Below are 21,362 nucleotides of genomic sequence, written 5' to 3' on the forward strand. Positions count from 1 at the left end.
ATTTGAAGGAGCTTTCACAGGAATCTTTACCTGGCCATAAGGATCTGATATCTTGGCTAAGATTTGTCCTTTTTTTACTGATTCACCCAATTTAACATTTGAATTAAATATTCCCGAAGCTTTAGCCCTTATCCAATCACTTTCTTTTAAAAGGATGGTAGCTTGTTTTATAATGGTTTCGGAAATCATCCCTAGGCTTTTCAAAAATCGTTTTGTACCAAGAACTCCTTCGTCTATTGCAAAATCATCTAGTCTCATTGATTCTCCACCTTCAAAAACTATAATATGCTTATCGAGCCTGTATGCAGATTTACGGAATGATTTTTCAATATATTTTGAATTTACAACAAAATGAGTCCCAAAAGATTTTGCCAATTCCAAAGCTATTTTATCGCTAAAATCAACTCTGATTTGAGGATGATTTGTCAACATACGGCCACCAGTGTGGAAATCAATTCCATAATCTATTTGTGGAATAATTTCATTGCTCAAAATATAAGCAATCCTAGAAGCTAAAGAACCTTTCTTATTTCCGGGGAAACTTCGATTTAGATCTCTTCCATCTGGAAAGGTTCTACTATTGGAAAGAAAACCGTAAATATTTACTAAAGGGATTATAATCAATGTTCCTTTGAGGATTTCCAAATTCTCATCAACCTCTTCTAATATTTTTTTTGCGGTGGCAATTCCATTTATTTCATCGCCATGAACTCCACCTGAAATCAACACTACGGGACCGGGTTCTTTTGATGATCTAATGAAAATAGGTAAATCAATTAAAGTATGAGTTGGTAGTTTCGCAATTGGCAACTCAATATTTAAAGTCTGACCTGGTCGGATTCTAATTCCGTTTATTACTAATTCTTTCATGAAATACGGCAGAGGATTGTAAAATTCATTTCTTATCTAGTCAAAACTTATTTATTTCGCAATACAAGAATTCCACATGAATATACAAGAAAACATTTCCCTTAAACCCTTCAATACTTTTAGTCTGGATAAAAAAGCTAGATTTTTCACAAGTGTCAATTCAAGAGAACAATTAATTGAGGCCTTAATTTGGGCTAGGAACTTGGGAATTGAGGTTTTTATTCTTGGTGGGGGCAGTAACATCCTTTTAACACAGGATATCAACTCTCTAGTAATAAAGATCGAGATTTCTGGAATAGAAATAATTAAGGAAGACGCTGATTCTATCTGGGTTAAAGTTGGCGCAGGGGAAAACTGGCACAATTTCGTACTTCATGCTATAGATAATAAATGGGCTGGTATCGAAAACCTATCGCTTATTCCGGGAACTGTTGGAGCTTCACCCATGCAAAATATTGGTGCATACGGAGTTGAGATAAAGGATGTTTTCCACAGTTTAAGAGCATTAAATCGAGCCACATTAGAACAAGAAGAATTCAATGCTGAAGAATGCAAATTTGGATATAGAGAGAGTGTCTTTAAAAATGAATTGAAAGGAAAATTCATTATCACATCTGTAACATTCAAGCTAAATAAAAGGCCAGATTTTAAGTTAGATTATGGAGCAATTAAAGAGGTATTAGCGGGTGAAAACCATTCAAATTTATCTCTTCGAGCAGTCAGCAATGCTGTGATTAAAATCAGACAATCCAAACTTCCAGACCCAAAAGAAATTGGAAATGCAGGTTCGTTTTTTAAAAATCCTACAATTTCAAAAGATTTATGGTTGAAATTAAAGGATTCATTTCCAGGCATCCCTGGTTACGATATTACAGAAGGAATAAAAGTCCCAGCAGCTTGGTTAATAGAGCAAAGTGGATGGAAAGGAAAACGTTTTGGGGAAATTGGAGTTCATGAAAATCAGCCATTGGTAATCGTCAATTTTGGTCATGCTGACGGGTTTGAAGTCAAATTACTTTCAGAAAAAATCCAAAAGTCTGTAAGTGAAAAATTCGGTATTCAACTAATTCCGGAAGTTAATTTTATTTAGATAAGGTCATCGTGAATCAATAATTCTTCTGGATATTTTTCGACATGAACTCCAAATTTTCGAAGAAAATCTACACCTTCATCCGAACCAATGCCTTTATATTCAGCATAGGAAAAAAGGTACACTACTTTGGATATTCCCATCGAAAAGATAATTCTAGAACAAGCTAAGCATGGTGATAAGGTGACATACAAAGTGGAGCCTTCAACAGATGTATTGTTTTTCACTGCATAGAGGATTGCATTTTGTTCTGCATGCAATGCTAAAGAACAACTGCCTTTGCTATCTCGGGCGCATCCTTTATCAGGAAATTCCACATCACAGTTATGTGTTCCCGCAGGAGGACCATTATATCCGATTGAGATAATCCTTGTTTCTTTTGTCAGCACTGCTCCAACATGCTTTTTAATGCAATGTGATCTTTTGGCTAAATTGACAGCCAATTCCATAAAAATGTCGTCGAATTCAGGTTTTTCCATTTTGAATAATTTGCCCAAAAATAGTAATGATTCCGAGGTCCTTCTAAGTTTGGGGAATATTCCTTTCATTTTCATCGTTCAAAAAGTAAAAATTAACCTTCATTTGTTTCCTTCGTAACAAACTGAATAAATTTCTAGCCATTATGCATACTTTCAAAAAGTTGGGACTAATTGGAATCATAGTCCTTATTTGTACATCATGTAGTTCGATTGATATTTTTAAAGAGAATACTGAAATTCCAATTTCAAAACCCTACCAAAGTTTTGTAATTATAAACCAAGAAGTCGGAATGCCAGGGTTCTCATCGCAATTTATTGATCAACAAGTTCAAATTCATTTACAGGAAGCTTTAGAAGAAAATGGTTTTAAATATGAAAAGGAACAACCCGATCTGGTAATACGATACACTTCCAATGAAGATCCAAGAAAAAGAACCTCAACAAATTATTCTACGCCATATCCTTATTGGGGTTATCGGGTTTGGGACCCATGGACTGCTTCAAGATACATGAATCCTAATTTTAGTTCCAAAACAACCAATTATGAATTGGTACAAGTGATTGTGGATTTCATTGACCCTAAAGAGGATAAGTTTTTAATGACTCTGACAGGAGTTACGGAAGTTTCAAGTCCAAAAACAAAGGATAATAAGGTATTAAAAACTGTTGACAGAATTATAGAGGAATTCATTTTTGAAGTTTCAAAAAATTTAGGAGGCTCCAATTAAATCATTTCTTTATTTTTTGTATCATTCAAGTATAAAATTGTAAGAACAAAGGAAATTCTTTTTTAGTTAACTAACTATGCTAAGCAATATCCTTGATTTAAAAAATTAAATATTGAAAATAATTAGTTTACAATTTTTTTTAATTGGCAAAACATTTGTTAATTAATTCTTTCAGATTACTTTTGTTATATATTTTATGTTGTTCAGTTACAATTTTATGTATTTTGATGTTAATAATAGCCCTCATAGATGATGACCCGATCAGTACTTTTGTAACTGAAAAATTGATCTCCAAAAACGTAAATGAGCCTTGCCAATTTTATAAATTTCAAAACGCAAAAGATGCATTAAAGGAAATTTATAAGATAAAGCCCAATTATTTATTTTTAGACTTAAATATGCCTGACATGTCAGGGTGGGATTTTTTGGACACTTTAGATACTACCCAAAATGATGCTGAAATCTATATTTTAAGCAGTTCTGTTGATGAAAGAGATATCCACAAAGCAAAAAAATATGGTTTTGTGAAAGACTATTTTTCAAAACCTTTGATAAAAAAGTATATCAAATCTATATTTTCATAATAATTTTTCAACAAATTTGATTTTTTGAAAAAGACAAAATGACAAAAGAGCTACAAGCCTGAAGTAATCAAGGGTACATCCAAATACATTGAAAAACACAATTTGGGATACAATAATTTTTTCAGGATGTATTTGTAAATAAATTACAAACAGATCGCGTCCGATTATTCAAAAATCCCATTTAATACATCTTCAAAAAAAATTAATAGGTCTAGCATTGCAGGAATTGAAATTTTAATTTAATTCGCAGCATAAATTCATTTACCAAACCTTTTAATATATTGATATGGAGGACCTTGAAGACGATTTCGAAGAATTTGATGACTTCGAAGATACTGATGATTTCGAAAATGAATTCGAAGATGAATATGATCTAGATGAAGACAATGAGTTTTTGGATGATAATATTGTTGACTTCGAAGATGATGACGATTTCGATGAGGACTTTGATGATATGGAAGATGAACAAGATTAATTAATTGCTTTATACTTGTTCTGTTTTGGTAATTTCAATGATTGAAATTATCTTCGGGCGTTATTGACCTCAATAAAAAAAAGAAATATGATTTTACTTGATGTATTTAGTTCGCCTATTGCTTTTGGAGCACAAATTTTCATTCTTATTGTTTGTGTGTTAATAGGTTTAGGAGCAGGGCTTTCAGCAATAGACGTTAGAAGTACTTTTACAAAAAAGAAGTAATTTAGACTTATATAAAAAAAGAAAAGGAGGCCATATCGCCTCCTTTTCTTATTTCAGTTAAATACAACCTGCTATTTGCTGAAGATTTTTCCGTGCTTTTTCTTTAAACCCTTTGACAGAAAAATCTAATGCTGGGAGGTAAAGAACTTGATCAAATTCATGTTCTGTTAGTTCCTCCCCAGATGTTATTAAAAATATTTTTTTATCATTTTTTTTTGCCAACTGAAGGATTTCAAAGCACGCTTTTCCAGATTTTGATTGATTATCATATCTACCTTCACCAGTTATTATCAAGTCTGAAGAAACAAGTTTTTTTTCAAGTCCGGTTTTCTTAAAAAAATAAGAAGAACCTATCTCTATCTTTGTATTAAAAAATCCTGATAAACCGGCTGAAATACCTCCAGCTGCACCAAATCCTATCTTATCGATAAAAGGTAAATTGTTTTTTTTAAACAGGAGATTTAAAAGAAAATCACATTGAGCTTCATAAGAAGGAATTTCTTCAGATTTCAAGCCTTTCTGAGGTCCAAAAACTGGGATTGCGCCTTCTGTACCCTTAAATGTATTTCGCACATCACAGACACAAATAAAAGACACTTTAGGGAATTTAGGAGACTTTTGTATATGTCTAACCTTGAAAAGAAGGTCATAAGAAAAAGGAATAAGTTCACGACCATTCTCATCCAAAAAAAAGAGTCCAAGAGCTTGCAGAATACCAACTCCTAAATCTATTGTAGCACTTCCTCCTAGACCCAATATTATTTCTGATGCACCGTTTTCGATGGCATGTTTAATTAATAGACCTGTTCCATAGGTTGAAGAGACCCGAATTTCAAGCTGATTTGGATCTAAATGCCCAAGGCCAGATACGTTGGAAACATCTATATATGCTTTTGCTCCCTCAAAATAATAAGTGCCTATAATTGGTTTTCCCGTCGCATCTAAGCTCCAGATCTTCCGGGAAGACAGATTCAGCGAATACCCTAGCAACTCACAAGTCCCGTCTCCACCATCTGCAATAGGATGTATTTCTATTTCAGATTTAGAATATTTTATTTTTAGCTCTGAAGCTATAATTTCTCCTGCTTCAAGTGCAGAAAGAGTTCCTTTGAAAGCATTTGGAGCAATTAATATTTTCAATTTTAAACGTTTTTCATTCTCTTAAAATAATCTTTTGATGCTTCCTTTACTTTAGGTGCCAAATAAAGTGTAGAAATCATCGTTGGAATAGCCATAATGGCATACATCCCATCTACCAGACTAATCACGACATCAAGTGAGGCCACAGCCCCCATGACTATGGTTGCTAGATAAAAATAATTGTAATAATCTGCTCTTTTTGCTCCAAATAAATAATTGAAACATTTATGGCCATAATAAGAATATGTGAACATCGTAGAGAGTGCAAAGACCAAAACGGCAATCATAAGTAGATATTTACCAAAACTAGGAAGAGCAAGCTCAAAAGCATTCAAAGTCAGCCTCACCCCATCAGATTCTGTTGTTTGCCAAACACCTGTTAAGAGAATAACCAAAGCTGTAAGCGTACAAACCACAATAGTATCTATAAATGGACCTAGCATTGCTATTAGTCCTTCTCGAATGGGTTCATTGTTTTTTGAAGCACCATGTACCATAGGCGCAGTTCCAATCCCAGCCTCATTGGAAAAAGCAGCTCTTCTTGCACCCGTAATAATAACTGCTCCTACAGCACCACCAGCAATGGCTTTTCCAGTAAAAGCATCTTCAACAATTAACCATAACATAGATGGCACATCGCCCAAATAATTAAATACAATAAGCAGAACTGAGAAAAAATATAACACAACCATGAAAGGAACCATTCTAGAAGCTACAGCGGCTATTCTTTTGATACCCCCTAAAATAACGATTGCCACCAAAGCCATCATGGAAACACCAAGTATCCACCTGGTGGATTGACCAAGGTCGATTCCTGCCAAAACAAATCTTGACGAATCTCCGCCATCAAGTCCCGCTGGCATAAAAATCACAGCCCGAAGGACAGCTGTTAATTGGTTTGCCTGAAAAATCGCCAAAAGACCAAGAACCCCAGCTGTGCAAAATATAATAGATAGAAACTTCCATTTCTTCCCCATCCCTTCCTCAATAACATACATTGGGCCTCCTTGTACTACTCCCGCTGAATCCTTTCCTCTAAACATAATAGCAAGACTACAGGTATAATACTTTGTTGCCATTCCCACAAATGCAGAAACCCACATCCAAAAAATAGCCCCTGGTCCGCCCATATTTATGGCTATGGCTACCCCGCTTATATTCCCCAATCCCACCGTTGCTGCAATTGCTGAGGACAATGCCTGAAACGAGGTAATTTGTCCAGGAGCTAAATCATTATCGTATTTGCCACTTAATACTCTTATGGCATGTCCAATTTTACGAAAAGGAATAAAACCTGAATGAAAGAAAAGGATCAATCCTCCCCCCATCAACAAAATCAACATTGGGGTACCCCAAATCCAATTGCTGAAGGAAATAATTAGATCGCCCATAAAGTAATATTTTGTAGTTTGCTGAGTTTGAAGAAATAATTAAAGATCGATAATAGCCCCAATTTGAGCAATATCAAAGGTTTTTAGTGGATATAGTAAATAAAAAACCCGAACGCTTTATATTAAGTGTCCGGGCCTTTCAAGGTTAAATTTTACCAGTTTACTTTAGGAGACTTATAAAATTGTATGCCATTCATATCCCATCTTTTTCCTTGGACTGCAATTCTTCTTTGGAAATCTGTCCATTCCCTTTTTGGTGTTGGAGTCCATGCTATTTCAGCGATCGCCGCTAGTCTAGGGAAAACCATGTATTCTATATCGGCTCTACTTTTTATTGTTTCAGTCCAAAGTGGAGCTTCAACCCCTAAAATGTCTGCCTTAGAAATTCCATCTGCATAGGTTGCAGGATCCCACATATAAGCCGAATCAAGTTCTATGTATGCTGCCCAATGTAGGCCTAATCTTGAAGTCGAATCATATTGCATGTCAAGATAGGCCCTTTTTGCTGGTGACATTAAAATCTGATTCCCTTGATCCTTTGCTAGTTTTGCGTTTTCTTCCAACGCCCAAAATTGAGCCACATTTCCTTTTGCTAACTTTGTTGTTGCTATTTCATCCCAGCCTATACTTATCTTACCATATTTGGCTGTAATTTCCTGAACCTTTTCAACAAAATAGATATAATCATCTTTTTCTGTTACGTGAGACTCATCTCCACCTATATGAAAATAAGGGCCTGGGGTAATCTCAGAAATTTCTCTGATAACATCTTCTATAAATTGGTAAGTTATATCCTTATTGGTAGCAAGGGTACTAAAACCAACTTCAATCCCCGTATATAATTCGGCTGGCTGAGGATTTTTATCCAAAATATCAAAATCAATCTTTCCTTCCTTCATAGTACCAAAATCACCATCTGGTAAATTTACACCTGGATTTAACTCCCCATAAGATGCTAAAGCGGCATTAGTATGGCCAGGCATATCAATTTCAGGGACAATTGTTATGTAGTTTTTGGCTGCATAATCAACAATCTCTTTATACTGATCTTGTGTATAATAACCTCCTTCTCCTCCCCCTACTTCAGTTTTTGCTCCGATTGAGGTAAGATTTGGCCAGGACTTGATTTCGATTCTCCAACCTTGATCATCCGTCAAATGAAGATGAAGATAATTGAGTTTCAACTTAGCCATTTGATCTATGTAATGCTTCACATCTTCTACCTCGAAGAAATGTCTAGCAACATCAAGCATGGATCCTCTGTAAGAATAATCTGGTTTATCTTCAATTTTCCCAACAGGAATTCTCCAAGATTCTTCAACAACAGTTGAACTTTCTATTTGTACAGGTAAAATTTGAACCAAAGTCTGAATTCCATAAAAAATACCAGCTTCGGAACTCGCAGAGATTGTTACTTTAGACTTTTCCACATCTAAAGAATATGTTTCTGAATCATCATTTCCATTAATTACAAGCTGAATATCTCCTTCTTCAGTCCCCACTTTTAGATCATAGCCTGTAGCAGGCTTTAATTTAGAAACTAAAAATTCTCCTAAATCCGAAAGGTTTTTAGAACTTCCTATCAATTGGATTCTTGATGATGAACTTAATTCAAAAGCCCCACTTCCTGCTTGAATAGAGGAAGGTAAAGGAATAATTGCAGCTTCCTCTAAACCATTTATTGGTTCTTGGCAACTAAATACTATTGCCGAGAATATTAGAAAGAAGCCTAAAATAGATTTTTTCATGTGTTAATATTTTGTTTAAACTTACTCTAAAATTTTAAATATCTTAAAGTGAAAAAGCAAATTTATTCGAAAAAGGATTGCGATATTCTAGACTTGGCAATTAAATTTGGAATTGATTTCTCCATACTTCTTTAGTTAGAAGAACCTAATAGCAAAAACTTTTATTAAAATCGAAAAGCATTATCTATTTTAAAAGTTCCTAATAAATAACCTCAAATAAAATGAAAAAAACAGATCCCAAATCTTCCAATTCAAGGAGAGACTTTATAAAAACTTCTACTACAGCATTAGCCGGATTTTATATTGTACCGAGGCATGTTTTAGGAGGTACAGGTTTTATTCCGCCAAGTGATAAATTAAGAGTGGCTAGTGTCGGAGTAGGTGGAATGGGAGGTGGAGACGTCAGAGGTATTTTTTCTACTGGAAAAGTAGACATGATTGCACTTTGTGATGTGGATGATACAAGAGCAAAGCAAAGCCGAGATGCTCATCCAAAAGCAACTTATTATAAAGACTATCGGGAAATGCTCGAAAAGGAAGAAGGGAATATAGATGCTGTTTCTGTTTCTACTCCTGATCATATGCATGCAGTAATTGCGATGATGGCAATGAAAATGGGAAAACATGTTTACGTTCAAAAACCATTATCCCATGATATTTATGAGGCAAGAATGCTAACAGAAGCTGCCGAGAAATATAAAGTTGTAACCCAAATGGGGAATCAAGGCTCTTCCGGAGACGGAGTGAGAAAAATGGTAGAATGGTACAATGCAGGACTTATAGGAGAGGCAACAAAAGTTTACTCTTGGACAAATAGGCCCGTTTGGCCTCAAGGAATTCAATGGCCCAAAGAACCAATTATGCCTCCAGCTGATCTTGATTGGGATCTTTGGCTAGGTACTGCCCCTTTTAAAGATTATGTCGGGAATTTAGTTCCTTTTAACTGGAGAGGTTGGTGGGATTATGGCACGGGTGCATTAGGTGACATGGCTTGCCATATTATGGAGCCACCATTTCGAGTTCTTGGGCTTGGATACCCAAAGTCAGCCGAAGCATCAGTTGGATCAGTATATGTTGGAGAGTTTGAAAGAGGTTATTTTCCCGAAAGTTGTCCTCCATCATCCCATATTACACTTAGATTCGACAGGCCAGGAAATAAAGATTTGGAATTTCATTGGATGGATGGTGGAATCCAACCAACCCGGCCAGAGGAGCTTGAAGCCAATGAACAAATGGGTGATGGTGGTAATGGTGTCATTATAGAAGGCACAGAAGGAAAAATGATGTGCTCGACTTATGGCATAAATCCTCAATTACTTCCTACATCAAAAACTAAAGAAATAAATGTTCCAGAGACTTTGTATCGAGTTCCTGGTGGAGATCGTGGCCATTACGCAAATTGGGTTGAAGCTTGTATCGCAGGTCATGGATCAAAAGAATTTGATCAATTAAGTTCCCCATTCTCCGTTGCAGGGCCTCTTACTGAATCTGTTTTAATGGGAAATTTAGCGATAAGAAGCTATGATTATCGAATAGCCAGAGAAGGTGAAGAAAGTCAATTTGATTATCCTGGAAGAGGAATTAAATTGCTTTGGGATGGTGAAAACATGAAGATAACAAACTTTGAACCAGCCAATTTATTCGTGAAACGAGAATATAGAGAAGGATTTTCTTTGTAAAATCAGACTTTAAAATTGAAAATAGCCCCCATAAATTCAAAGATTTTATGGGGGCTATTAAATGATTTTCTAATCTTTTTTTATTGAATTACTTCCAATTCCACTCTTCTATTTTTTGACCTACCCACTTCAGTGGCATTTGAGGCTATTGGTCTTGATCCTCCCCAGCCTGATATTCTTAAGTTTTCAAATTCTACTCCTTTACTTACTAAAAAATCTCTGACACTACCTGCCCTTTCTATAGAAAGTCCTTTGTTTAAACCTGGGTCACCAACATTATCGGTGTGGCCATTAATCCTTATTTTTACATTTGGATTATTTACAAGAAAATTTGCAAGTTCAGTTAGCGATTTCTCCGTTTCTAAGCCTTCTAGCTCTGAAGTGCCTCTTTTAAAATTGACATTTTCTAAAAGCAGAATACTTCCAGGTTCTAACTTTGTCAATAAAACAACATTCTTGTCTCCTGTTTTTAACTCACTTATATTCAAGTCTTTAGGGAAGAATCCTTCAGAACTTACTTTTATTTCATTTACCCCAAGTGCTTTCAAATTTGAAACTAATAATGAATCATCCTTTGGGAAATTAATAGCTTCTGAACCTTTGTAAAACTCAAGTTCGAAATCCAATTGCTTTTTATTCTTTGTGTCGATTACTAACCATGTAAGAATAGGTTCTAAAACCTCTTTAACTTCATTGGAAGTTTGATTTTCCAATTGGCTTAATTGAATTTCTGCTTTACCAATCGCCGTATTCGGATAAATAGGGTTTATGGATTTATTACTATCTATTTGCATAGCATCCACAATATTTTTCTTTGGAGGTAATATAGCAGGCGGAGGTGGAGAGAAATTAGTAGGTACTTCTAGTGGAACAATAGTTTCAAAAGTCATCAAATCTGCAAAGCCATCACTGTTCATTGTACTAGACCAAACTATTTCATTTTCATTGATAAAGGTGACTGAAACTTCAGATCCTCTTGAACTAATCTGCTCCCATTTCACAGGTTTACTCCAATCCTTCCAAGCCTCCCCTGTTTTCTTTGCAATGAAAATATCCTTTCCCTCAGCCCCTTCATGCATATTTGAGGAGAAATAAAGCAATTGAGTAGACGGATTGTAATATGGACTCATTTCCTGTCCTTTGGTATTTATAGCTGAACCTAAATTGACCGGTTCTGACCAATCGATTATTCCAGTCTTTTGGCTGATATATAGATCTTCATTTCCATATGACTCAGGCCCTTTACCAGATAAAAAAATTAGTTTACCTCCATTTGCTACCCTTCCCAAAATCTGACCTTGAATGTTCTCCAAACCTGAAAAATTTACCTGCCGTAAAAAATTCCAATCTTTTCCGAATTTCGAATATTGGTACATTCCATTCCTTCCTGAACCCTTATGATATACTAATAAGGTTAATACATCCTCTAATCCCAAGGCAAAATCATAGCCGTCTGTACTTAGATCTGCCCGGTGGATAGCCTCTTCCCAAACTCCAGAATCATTCTTCTTTGTCATCCAGATATCCCCAGGATCTGTTATTCCACCCAAATTATTTGGGTGGAATGCCCTGCTAAAAAGTAATACATTATCTCCTACCCAAACAGGGTTTTGATCATCTTGGGGACTATTTGCTCCAGAAAGAGATTTTAACTCTTGAGCTTCAAGATTAACAGAAAAGCAAAAAGCAAGCAACATTATGCCACTTGCTTTTAGATATGTTGATAATTCAATATTCATTTTTACTGACCCAAAACGATGGCAAATACCAGCGGGGCCACAATTGTTGCATCAGATTCAATAATATATTTAGGAGTATCAATCCCCAATTTCCCCCAAGTGATTTTTTCATTGGGAACAGCTCCTGAATATGATCCATAGGAGGTTGTGGAGTCAGAAATTTGGCAGAAATAGCCCCAAAGTGGAACATTATCCCTTTGTAAATCTTGATGAAGCATAGGAACCACGCAGATTGGAAAATCTCCCGCAATTCCCCCGCCAATTTGGAAAAAACCTATTGTACTTTCATCTGTAGCATTCGTTGTATACCAGTCAGCCAAGAAAATCATGTATTGAATTCCAGTTTTAACGGTATGAACATTTTTTACATCTTGGGTAATCACGTGTCCTGCAAACATATTCCCTAGAGTAGAATCTTCCCATCCAGGTACTATGATAGGTAAATTTTTCTTAGCCGCCTCAAGCAACCAACTGTCTTTAGGATCAATTTGATAAAATGGTTCTAATTTTCCCGATAGCAGGATTTTATAAAAAAACTCATGAGGGAAATAGGATTCTCCAGCCTGATCGGCTTTAACCCATTCTTCTAAAATGACATTTTCAATCCTTCTCATTGCTTCCATTTCAGGAATACAAGTATCTGTCACTCTATTCATGTGCCGCTCCACCAAGTCCTGCTCCTGAGCTGGAGTTAACTCACGATAATTAGGGATTCGCTCATAATAATCGTGCGCTACGAGGTTGAATACATCTTCTTCAAGATTGGCACCGGTGCATGTGATTATGTGAACCTTATCTTGACGAATCATTTCTGCTAGTGAAATCCCTAATTCAGCAGTAGACATTGCGCCTGCAAGTGTTATCATCATTTTACCTCCATTATCAAGATGGGATTTATATCCATCTGCAGCATCAATCAAAGCGGCTGCATTAAAATGACGGTAGTTGTGTTTTAAAAATTCAGTAATTGTCATTCGATCATTATTTCAATATTCTCCAAAATTACCCAAAATTTCAGCACAAAAAAACCCGGCTAATACCGGGTTTCTATATTCCCAACAGCAAATATTTATTTTACTGAATCAGTAGAGTTAGTATTATATTTTTTATTTAATCCTTCAATAACTTCTTTGGTCAGATCCATAGCATCGGATGCATACCAAACTGCCCCCCCACGAGTATAAGACAATATCACATCCAAAGAATTTTCTTGAGCATAAGTTTTAAGAAAATCCTGAACTTCTGTATAGACTTCATTATAAAGATTTGCTTCATCCACAGAAAGCTCCTGCATTAAATTATCTCTGTAAGTCATTAAGTTCTGCTGCTTTTTCCCTAATTCATCTTGCTTGGCTAAAGCTTGATTCTGCGTCATAGTATTTGCAGACTGCTGAAAATTCGCAACTTCTCTTTCAAAACCTTGAGCTCTGCTTTGAAGCTCGCCTTCAAACTTTTTGCCTTTTTCAGTAATCTCTTCTGACTTTTTTACAAAATAATCGTATTTGTTAATCACAGAATCAGTGTAAACAAAAGCTACTTTCAATTCACCAGTTGACCCAATTGTTGAAGTAGTTTCACCTTCTGTAGATGTGGTCGCAGGTTGATTACATCCATAAAATAGCATTGTTGCCAATCCTAGCAGACCGAACAGTTTTAATCCTTTTTTCACTTTGTTTTCATTATGGTTTACAAGGGCGCAAATATAAAGAAAGTATTGATTTTGCAAGGGGCACTTGTATTATGAAGGGTTAAAATCAGTTAAAGAAACTAAAAAAAGATTTCCTGCGCTAAGCGGAAAACCTGAGAGTGCGCATCAATAATTTCCTTTAACTGAGGAGAATACCCGCCTCCCATGCAGCACATAATTGGAATGTTGCTAGATTTAGCAAAATCCAAAACTATTTTATCTCTTTGCTTGATGCCTTCAAGACTCAAGCCTAACCTTCCCAACTTATCTGTTTTTAAAACATCTACACCAGATTGATATAATATGAAATCAGCTGTAAAATTTTTAACGATCTCATTTAAATGAACATTAAGAAGTCTCAAATATTCTTGGTCCTCAATCTTGTCAGGAAGTCCAACATCTAAATCTGATTTTTCTTTATGCATAGGGTAATTTGATTGACCATGCATACTAAAAGTGAATACTTCTTTTTTGTTGTGGAAAATTTCTGCTGTTCCATTTCCTTGATGTACATCAAGATCCACTACCAAAACGTTGGATGCTAGTTTTTTCTCCAATAAATAATTAGCAGTCACACCAAGATCGTTTAGCAGACAGAATCCTTCACCTCTATTTGTAAATGCATGGTGCGTACCACCAGCTATGTTCATTCCAATTCCAAATTCTTTTGCATATATAGCAGCTTGCACCGATCCGGAAAGAATATTTACCTCTCTATCAATTAAGCTTTTGCTAAGTGGGAATCCGGTTTTCCTTATTTCTGATTTTGAAAGATTCAATTTCTTAAGCTTTTCCCAATAGCTAGAATTATGGGTATTTAAAATATAAATTTCATCAAGATTGACTGGCTCAAAAAAATTTTCCTCCGAAGCTGTTCCTTCATATTTTAATTGTTCAGGTAAAAGCAAATATTTATCCATAGGAAACCTGTGACCATGAGGCAAAGGATGAGGATATAAAGGTGACCAAGCAATTTTAAGCATAAAAAAAGCGCTTGAATTTTAACAAGCGCCAATTATAAATGTTTTTGAAAAATAAATTATTCTCCCCCACCGACATCTTCCTCTTCAGACTGGAAGGCATACATAGTTTCATCAAGTTCCAAAGTATCATCATTAAATTCCATTATAAATTTGGAGATAACTTGATCATCAATGAATTCTACATTCAATGCAGCATCCAATCCAATTCCATAATCATGAAAAGTATCTATATCAACAAACTCTTGAACTTTAACGGTTTCCTCTTCTTCCATCTCCATGATCATTTCAGTAATAAACCATCCAACCTCTTCTTGTTCACTGGTTAAGGGTAACATATTTCCATTTTCATCCTCTTCATAAGAGATTCCATTGAAGTTTGGAAATTTTTTAGCAGCCTCATGTTCAGCAATTTCATAAACTTCACTCGCATGGTGCAACCTTAATGTGTATAAGGCAGCATCATAAATAACCTCTTTTCCTTCATACATACCTATGAAATAAAAGTTTACAAATTCATCTGAATTCTCTTCGTCAGGAATAATTTTGAAAGGTTTTCCTGATTTTTTCAACTCAGACCTGAGTTTCTCAATATTTTCAGGATTGAATCCTACATTTGTAATCGACATTGGTAAAAATTTTAAAGCCTCGTTTGTTTTGTCATTGATTTAACCCTCTAATAATAAATAGATTATTAATATACATTCAAAATCTAACCGAATAAAATGAAATCCACAACTTTGCACAAGTTTTTATGAAAAAACTAGAAGAATTATTAAGAAACATTAATTCAAAAAGTTGAGATTAATTGATTCTGGAGTTTGTTTTCTCCTTTCAAAAAAGTAGAATTCTATTTTTAATAATCTGAGGAAATGGACTGATAAATATCCTAGAAAAGCGAAATAATATCTATAGATAAATTAGTGCTAAAAATAAATTCAAAAGTACATGCTGTAATTTTCTCAATTACTAGAATCAAGGCTATTTCCAAAAAGTGAGTTTATTATACTTAACACAATTGCAAATAAAAGAGCCCACCAAAATCCGTCAACTTGAAAACCAGGGATAATTTCAGCAGCCAAAAGCAATACGGCTGCATTGATTACCAATAAAAACAACCCTAAAGTAAGGATCGTAATAGGAAGAGTCAGCAGAATAAGAATCGGTTTAATCGTAAGGTTTATTAAAATAATCACTGCTGCCAGTAAAAATCCTGTCATAAAAGAATCTATATGAATTCCTGATAATAAGAACTCCGCTATAAGAACTGAAATTCCTCCTATAAGAATTTTGGTTAAAATATTTCCTGCTTTAGATGAACTTTCCATTTCACAAATTTTAATGAATTCTATTTAAAAATATCATAAACTGATTTTTATCATATCATAGTATAAAAGTCTAGGTTTAAAAATAAACTTTTTTACACTAGAGTGACTTATATTTGTGCAGTCAATTTAAACCTACAATCAGTGATAATAATTATCTTCTTTCTTTTACATTGGTATTTCTCATTGTTTTGCCAGAGTTTCTTCCTTCATAGATATGCAGCTCATCAAATGTTTGTGATGAGCAAATATTGGGAACGATTCTTTTATGTTTTTACCTGGATGTGGCAAGGTAGTTCCTATTTATCTCCAAGGGCTTATGCAATTTTGCATAGAATGCACCATGCCTATTCTGATACGCCTAAAGACCCTCATAGTCCACACCACACAGAAAATTTATTTACGATGATGTGGAAGACTAAAAATATTTATAATGAGTATTTCAGTTTTAGATTAACTCCCGAAGAGAGATTTTCAAAGGACATTCCAGATTGGAACAGGTTTGACAAGTTTGCGGACACCATGTATATCCGTGTGGCTTGGGGGCTTTTATATGTATTGATATACGTGCTTTGTATTTCTGTATTTGAAATGCCAGGTACTCACTGGTGGATGTATTTCTTACTCCCCATTCATTTTTTAATGGGCCCTGTCCACGGAGCAATTGTGAACTGGAGTGGTCATAAATATGGATATTCTAACTTTGACAACAATGATAAGTCGAAAAACAGCTTGCTTTTAGATGTTTTAATGCTGGGTGAGTTATTCCAGAATAATCATCACAAACTGCCAAATCGGCCAAATTTCGCAGTCAAGTGGTATGAATTTGATCCTACCTATCCTATAGTGAAACTACTCCACGCTACTAAAGTCATAAAATTAAAAACTTCATAAATACGAAAAGCCTCAAAATTGAGGCTTTTTTGTATTATTTAGAGAGGTTTTTTTGTACTTAATAAATTTTTTTTGGAGAAAAATGAGAATTTAACTAAACATTCTTTGTTTTTGTGAAACTAAACGAATAATTTTCCTTCGATTTAAAACTTAACGCCTAAATTATTATGAAACCATTAACTAGAGCCGAGGAGGAGATAATGCAAATCCTCTGGGAAATCGAAAGAGGATTTGTTAAAGATATTCTTTCCGCGATGTCAGAACCGAAACCTGCATACAATACCGTTTCTACGATTGTAAGAATTTTGGAAAGAAAGGGATTTGTGAGTCACAAATCTTATGGGAAAAGTCACGAATATTTTCCTATTGTTTCAAAAGACGAATATAGAACCTTCACGATCAAGAAATTACTTGACGGGTACTTTGAAAACTCCTTTGGAAAACTTACTGCATTCTTTAAAAATGATGAGACTTTAAATACTAAAGATTATCAATAATTTAGAGATGGATTAAAAAAAACCTAGCAATTTTTTTGCTAGGTTTTTTTTTGACTTGTCTTAGTCACAGAGATAAATCCTTTTTAATTTACATCTTTCAGTAGTTCCTCTACAGCTTTTAACAATTGTTCATCAATTCCTTGAACTATTTTACCTGGCATATTCTTTATTTCAAACTGAGGCCTTGTCTCATTATTTTCCATCCATTCCCCAGCTTTATTTTTGGCCGATATAGGCACAGCTCCCCATCTTCCTCCGTCAGGTAAACCTTCCCATCCAGCAAATGAGCAAGTTCCAGGAGTAGGCATACCTACTGTCTTTCCTATCTCCAAATCTGTATAACCGGAAGCAAAACAATGGCCATCTGAATAATTAGCTTCATTAAACATAGCCAAAGTAGGCTTCGTCCATCTAGCAGTGGGTTCATAGCCTACCTCTTTAGCAGCTGTTGCATATGTTATGAATTTTTCTCCAGTAAAAAACATAGCCAAATCCGCTACCAAATCCCCTCCTCCATTAAAGCGAGTATCAACAATAACACCTTCTTTATCATGGTATTTGCCCATCATTTCCTCATAGACATTACGATAAGGGCCATCGCTCATTCCAGGTATATGAACATATCCTAATTTTCCTTGGCTTAAACTTTCAACTTCTTCCTGATTAATTCTAACCCATCGTTTATATAACAATTGATTCTCCTCTCTAAGAGAAATTGGTTTCATCGTTATTTGCTTACTAGTGCCTGAACTTGGATCCATAATTTCTAATAAAGTAAACTCATCAACCTTTCTATTTAGAAACTTGGCGATGTCCTGATCAGCTGATATAGTCACTCCGTCTATTTTACTGATGATCATTCCAGGTTCAATTTCAAAGTCTGCTTTGTCAAGAGGCCCACCAGCAATTATTTCATCAATTTTAATACCATCACCTTCATGGCCATAATCCCAGAAAATTCCTAAAGATGCTGTCTCATCCGACATAGGGATACTTCTTGAATATCTAGCCCCAGCATGAGAAACATTTAACTCACCAATCATTTCTGAAATCATTTCTGCGAATTCATAGCTATTCCCAATACTAGGAAGGTATTTCTCATAGGCCACCTTAGCTGCTTGCCAATCCACTCCATGCATGTCCGGAGTATAGAAAATCCCCTTAGTACGTAACCAGATATGCTCAAACATGTAGTCCCTTTCAGCATTTGAATCAAAGGTCATTTCCCCCGAAATTTTCACATTTTCTTTTTTCATAGACTCTGGATTTATCTTGGAGATACTTCCATTAGACAGCAAAAACAGGTTTTTCTGATCCTTATCCCACATCAGGCTTCCGTAATTTGCATCCAGGGCTATTTCTTGTTTCGTCTCCTTAGTTCTTAGATTCGTGCTCCAAAGATTCATTCCCTTTTCAAAACTCGTCAGATAAAAAAGCTTCTCACCATCTTTAGAAAGGACCGCATCACCAAGGTTGGAAGAATGTATAGTTAATCTAGCTTTTCTATCTTCAATACCCTCCCAATCAAATTCAATATTTTCAACTGATTTTTCTTCTTTTTTGTCAGTTTTTGCTTTTTCTTCTTCTACCTCTTTCTTTTGAGTTTTCTCAATTTCTTTCATTAGATCAAAATCCTCTTTCGACATTCTAAATTTATCCCAAGCCTCTTTATCAAAAAACAAAGAGTAAACATCATCTTGGGTCCGACCGCTGGTCGCATAACTTCTCATTCCTTCCTTATTGGAAAACCATAGCATTTGCTTCCCATCATTTACCCATATAGCCTGATTATCTCCATATCCACTATTGGTAAGATTCCTCATGGCTTCCTTACCAGTTGCATCAAGAAGAACAACCTCAGAATTCACCATCGTTGGTCTATAAGTTGCCAAAAGCCACTTACTATCAGGAGACCATGTAAAATATTGATCCCCATCTCTCATATGAAAAAGCTGCTCAGGAGTCATCAAAGTCACAGTTTCCTGGCTTGATAGATCTTTTACTTTCAATGTTCTTCTACCTTCGATGTAGGCGATTTTTTTCCCGTCAGGAGAAAATTTTCCAACATACGCATCTTGATCTAAAGTGATTAAAGGGCTTTCTTCTAATAATGTTGATGCAAAGAAAAATGGTTCTTCATCTCTTAGTTTTTTTGTTTGATAAATACTCCATTTTCCATTTCGTTCACTCGAATAAACTACCGACTTACCATCTGGTGAAAATTCTAGAAAACTTTCTTGCTCAGGTGTATTTGTTATTCTTTTTGTTAAAGCCCCATCTACCGAAGTCACAAAAACTTCTCCTCTGGCTATAAATGCAATTTCTTTTCCATTTGGAGATATAACCATTTCCCTTACACCTCCATTGATGGAAATAAAATTATCCGGATTACTGATTGCCTGTGTTTGAATGCTAACATCGAGCTTTTTAGGAGATTCTCCCTTTTTCATCGTATACAACTCACCATCAAATCCAAAACTCATAAGGCCTGAACTAGCAATTGTCAAAAAACGAACTGGAAACCCTTCAAAATTGGTAAGTGCTGAAGATTGAGATGGATTAGAAACTGGCATCGAGAAGACATTAAAGCTTCCATTTTTCTCGCTCAGATAGTAAATTTCACTCTCGTCAGGGGAAAAAACAGGGTTCCTATCCTCTCCATAAAACGAAGTAAGCATGGTGTGTTTATTTGTAATTCCATCATACATCCAGATATCTCTTGCAATCCCTGATTGATGATGTTTTCTCCATTCATTCTCCCCTCCTTTTTTATCATGGTATATTAACTTACTCCCATCCTTGCTGGTTTGGACATATTCAGCTGGAATTGTCCACAGTTGATCTACCCTACCCGTTTCTCTTGGTACTTTGTAAAGTTCAGGCTGTGAGCCTGTGGGATACTGTCGATGCTCCGCAATATCCATTCTTGTGGCTCCGAATATTATATATTGATCATCCGCACTAAAATCGAAAGGTTGTTCATCATTGGAATGATAAGTCAATCTCGTTGCTGGACCTCCCGCAGCATCCATTAGAAAAACATCGAAATTTCCATATCGATCCGATGCAAACGCTATTTGCTTTCCATCTTTGCTCCAAACAGGCTTGTAATCATGTGCTTCATGAAAAGTAATCTGTTGAGCTTTTCCTCCTGAGCTAGAAACCAAATACAAGTCACCTTTAAAGGTAAATGCTATTTGGGAGCCATCAGGAGAGATTGCAGGATAGCGCATCCAATTCGGAGAGTTTTGGGCTAAAGAAAGATTCCCAATTACAATGCAAAGAAATGTTGCTAAAGAATAAATTATTGATTTCATAAATAATGAATTGTTTGCCTGAAAGTAAATAAAAAAAACTGCTCTATTTCGAAGGATATTTTGAATGGATAAACATTTATTTGACTGCTGTCTGGCTATTTTCTAAAAAATGAGGAAACAACCAGCCTTTTTTTCCATGCTTAAATCAGGAGCACTATATTTGCGACTCTAAAAAATCATAAGATCTAAATGAATTCATTTATAGAAGAATTGAGGTGGAGAGGGATGCTTCAGGATATGACTCCCGAAATCGAAGAACATTTGACAAAAGGAATGGCTTCAGCTTACCTTGGTTTTGATCCTACAGCAGATTCCCTACATATTGGCCACCTAGTTGGTGTGATGACTCTTTTGCATTTTCAAAGAGCAGGACATAAACCGTTTGCATTGGTTGGAGGAGCCACAGGAATGATAGGAGATCCTTCGTTTAAATCGGCTGAAAGAAACCTGTTGAACAAGGAAACCCTAGATCATAATGTTTCTTGTATTCAGTCTCAACTTTCCAAATTTCTTG

The 21,362-nt window shown here is 35.4% G+C and carries 19 protein-coding genes and 1 pseudogene; 8 read left to right on the forward strand and 12 right to left on the reverse strand.

Annotated elements, in window-relative coordinates; translation table 11 throughout:
• A partial coding sequence (locus Q0L68_RS05225) for a succinylglutamate desuccinylase/aspartoacylase family protein (protein WP_296700367.1) occupies nt 1–870 on the reverse strand: 870 nt, incomplete at its 3' end.
• A 76-nt stretch (nt 871–946) separates the two neighbouring features.
• Between Q0L68_RS05225 and murB the strand changes: the two genes are divergently transcribed.
• Complete coding sequence (murB, locus tag Q0L68_RS05230) at nt 947–1,960, forward strand: UDP-N-acetylmuramate dehydrogenase (RefSeq protein WP_296700370.1); 1,014 nt, start codon at nt 947–949, stop codon at nt 1,958–1,960.
• On the opposite strand, the gene Q0L68_RS05235 is transcribed toward murB, so the two are convergent.
• Nucleotides 1,957–2,439, reverse strand: coding sequence for a dCMP deaminase family protein (locus Q0L68_RS05235; protein WP_296700374.1), 483 nt, complete (start codon nt 2,437–2,439; stop codon nt 1,957–1,959). The genes murB and Q0L68_RS05235 overlap by 4 nt on opposite strands.
• Before the next feature lie 143 nt (nt 2,440–2,582).
• On the opposite strand from Q0L68_RS05235, the gene Q0L68_RS05240 reads away from it, so the two are divergent.
• From Q0L68_RS05240 to Q0L68_RS05250, 3 genes are all read left to right on the forward strand, one after another.
• Nucleotides 2,583–3,167, forward strand: a complete 585-nt coding sequence (locus tag Q0L68_RS05240; RefSeq protein WP_296700377.1) for a DUF4136 domain-containing protein — start codon at nt 2,583–2,585, stop codon at nt 3,165–3,167.
• 227 nt (nt 3,168–3,394) lie between these two features.
• Nucleotides 3,395–3,751 carry a response regulator gene (locus Q0L68_RS05245; protein WP_296700380.1) on the forward strand — a complete coding sequence of 119 codons (357 nt, stop codon included), beginning with the start codon at nt 3,395–3,397 and terminating at the stop codon, nt 3,749–3,751.
• A 286-nt stretch (nt 3,752–4,037) separates the two neighbouring features.
• Nucleotides 4,038–4,226: a hypothetical protein gene (locus Q0L68_RS05250; RefSeq protein ID WP_296700382.1), complete on the forward strand. Its 189-nt coding sequence runs from the start codon at nt 4,038–4,040 to the stop codon at nt 4,224–4,226.
• A gap of 282 nt (nt 4,227–4,508) precedes the next feature.
• On the opposite strand, the gene Q0L68_RS05255 is transcribed toward Q0L68_RS05250, so the two are convergent.
• The 3 genes from Q0L68_RS05255 to Q0L68_RS05265 all read right to left on the reverse strand — a co-directional run bounded on the left by Q0L68_RS05255 (nt 4,509) and on the right by Q0L68_RS05265 (nt 8,730).
• Nucleotides 4,509–5,591, reverse strand: coding sequence for a glycerate kinase (locus tag Q0L68_RS05255; RefSeq protein ID WP_296700384.1), 1,083 nt, complete (start codon nt 5,589–5,591; stop codon nt 4,509–4,511).
• A gap of 2 nt (nt 5,592–5,593) precedes the next feature.
• Nucleotides 5,594–6,982 (reverse strand): sodium:alanine symporter family protein, encoded by a 1,389-nt coding sequence (locus tag Q0L68_RS05260; protein WP_296700387.1) that lies wholly within the window; start codon nt 6,980–6,982, stop codon nt 5,594–5,596.
• A gap of 152 nt (nt 6,983–7,134) precedes the next feature.
• Nucleotides 7,135–8,730: a beta-N-acetylhexosaminidase gene (locus Q0L68_RS05265; RefSeq protein WP_296700391.1), complete on the reverse strand. Its 1,596-nt coding sequence runs from the start codon at nt 8,728–8,730 to the stop codon at nt 7,135–7,137.
• Between the two features lie 221 nt (nt 8,731–8,951).
• On the opposite strand from Q0L68_RS05265, the gene Q0L68_RS05270 reads away from it, so the two are divergent.
• A complete protein-coding gene (locus Q0L68_RS05270) occupies nt 8,952–10,409 on the forward strand; it encodes a Gfo/Idh/MocA family oxidoreductase (RefSeq protein ID WP_296700394.1) in 1,458 nt (485 codons plus the stop codon).
• A gap of 80 nt (nt 10,410–10,489) precedes the next feature.
• Here the strand turns inward: Q0L68_RS05270 and Q0L68_RS05275 are convergent, their stop codons facing one another.
• From Q0L68_RS05275 to Q0L68_RS05300, 6 genes are all read right to left on the reverse strand, one after another.
• Nucleotides 10,490–12,148 (reverse strand): OmpA family protein, encoded by a 1,659-nt coding sequence (locus Q0L68_RS05275; protein ID WP_296700397.1) that lies wholly within the window; start codon nt 12,146–12,148, stop codon nt 10,490–10,492.
• 2 nt (nt 12,149–12,150) lie between these two features.
• The gene (locus Q0L68_RS05280; protein ID WP_296700400.1) at nt 12,151–13,122 is read right to left on the reverse strand and encodes a deoxyhypusine synthase family protein; all 972 of its coding nucleotides are present in this window, start codon (nt 13,120–13,122) and stop codon (nt 12,151–12,153) included.
• 95 nt (nt 13,123–13,217) lie between these two features.
• The gene (locus Q0L68_RS05285) at nt 13,218–13,817 is read right to left on the reverse strand and encodes an OmpH family outer membrane protein (protein WP_296700403.1); all 600 of its coding nucleotides are present in this window, start codon (nt 13,815–13,817) and stop codon (nt 13,218–13,220) included.
• 98 nt (nt 13,818–13,915) lie between these two features.
• Entirely contained in the window at nt 13,916–14,818 is a 903-nt protein-coding gene (locus Q0L68_RS05290) for a histone deacetylase (RefSeq protein WP_296700406.1), read from the reverse strand.
• A gap of 56 nt (nt 14,819–14,874) precedes the next feature.
• Complete coding sequence (locus Q0L68_RS05295) at nt 14,875–15,444, reverse strand: hypothetical protein (RefSeq protein ID WP_296700409.1); 570 nt, start codon at nt 15,442–15,444, stop codon at nt 14,875–14,877.
• Nucleotides 15,445–15,777: 333 nt separating this feature from the next.
• On the reverse strand, nt 15,778–16,143 hold the full coding sequence (locus tag Q0L68_RS05300) for a phage holin family protein (RefSeq protein WP_296700412.1): 366 nt from the start codon (nt 16,141–16,143) through the stop codon (nt 15,778–15,780).
• A gap of 141 nt (nt 16,144–16,284) precedes the next feature.
• Between Q0L68_RS05300 and Q0L68_RS05305 the strand changes: the two genes are divergently transcribed.
• Both Q0L68_RS05305 and Q0L68_RS05310 read left to right on the forward strand, forming a co-directional pair.
• Nucleotides 16,285–17,034, forward strand: coding sequence for an acyl-CoA desaturase (locus tag Q0L68_RS05305; RefSeq protein WP_296700415.1), 750 nt, complete (start codon nt 16,285–16,287; stop codon nt 17,032–17,034).
• A 167-nt stretch (nt 17,035–17,201) separates the two neighbouring features.
• Entirely contained in the window at nt 17,202–17,531 is a 330-nt protein-coding gene (locus Q0L68_RS05310) for a BlaI/MecI/CopY family transcriptional regulator (protein ID WP_296700418.1), read from the forward strand.
• A gap of 83 nt (nt 17,532–17,614) precedes the next feature.
• Here Q0L68_RS05310 and Q0L68_RS05315 read toward each other — a convergent pair whose 3' ends face one another.
• The gene (locus Q0L68_RS05315; protein ID WP_296700420.1) at nt 17,615–20,848 is read right to left on the reverse strand and encodes a S41 family peptidase; all 3,234 of its coding nucleotides are present in this window, start codon (nt 20,846–20,848) and stop codon (nt 17,615–17,617) included.
• A 189-nt stretch (nt 20,849–21,037) separates the two neighbouring features.
• Between Q0L68_RS05315 and Q0L68_RS05320 the strand changes: the two are divergent.
• A pseudogene (locus Q0L68_RS05320) lies at nt 21,038–21,362 on the forward strand (tyrosine--tRNA ligase); the annotation flags it as partial.

This window comes from Algoriphagus sp. (genome assembly GCF_024642405.1).
Lineage (GTDB): Bacteria > Bacteroidota > Bacteroidia > Cytophagales > Cyclobacteriaceae > Algoriphagus.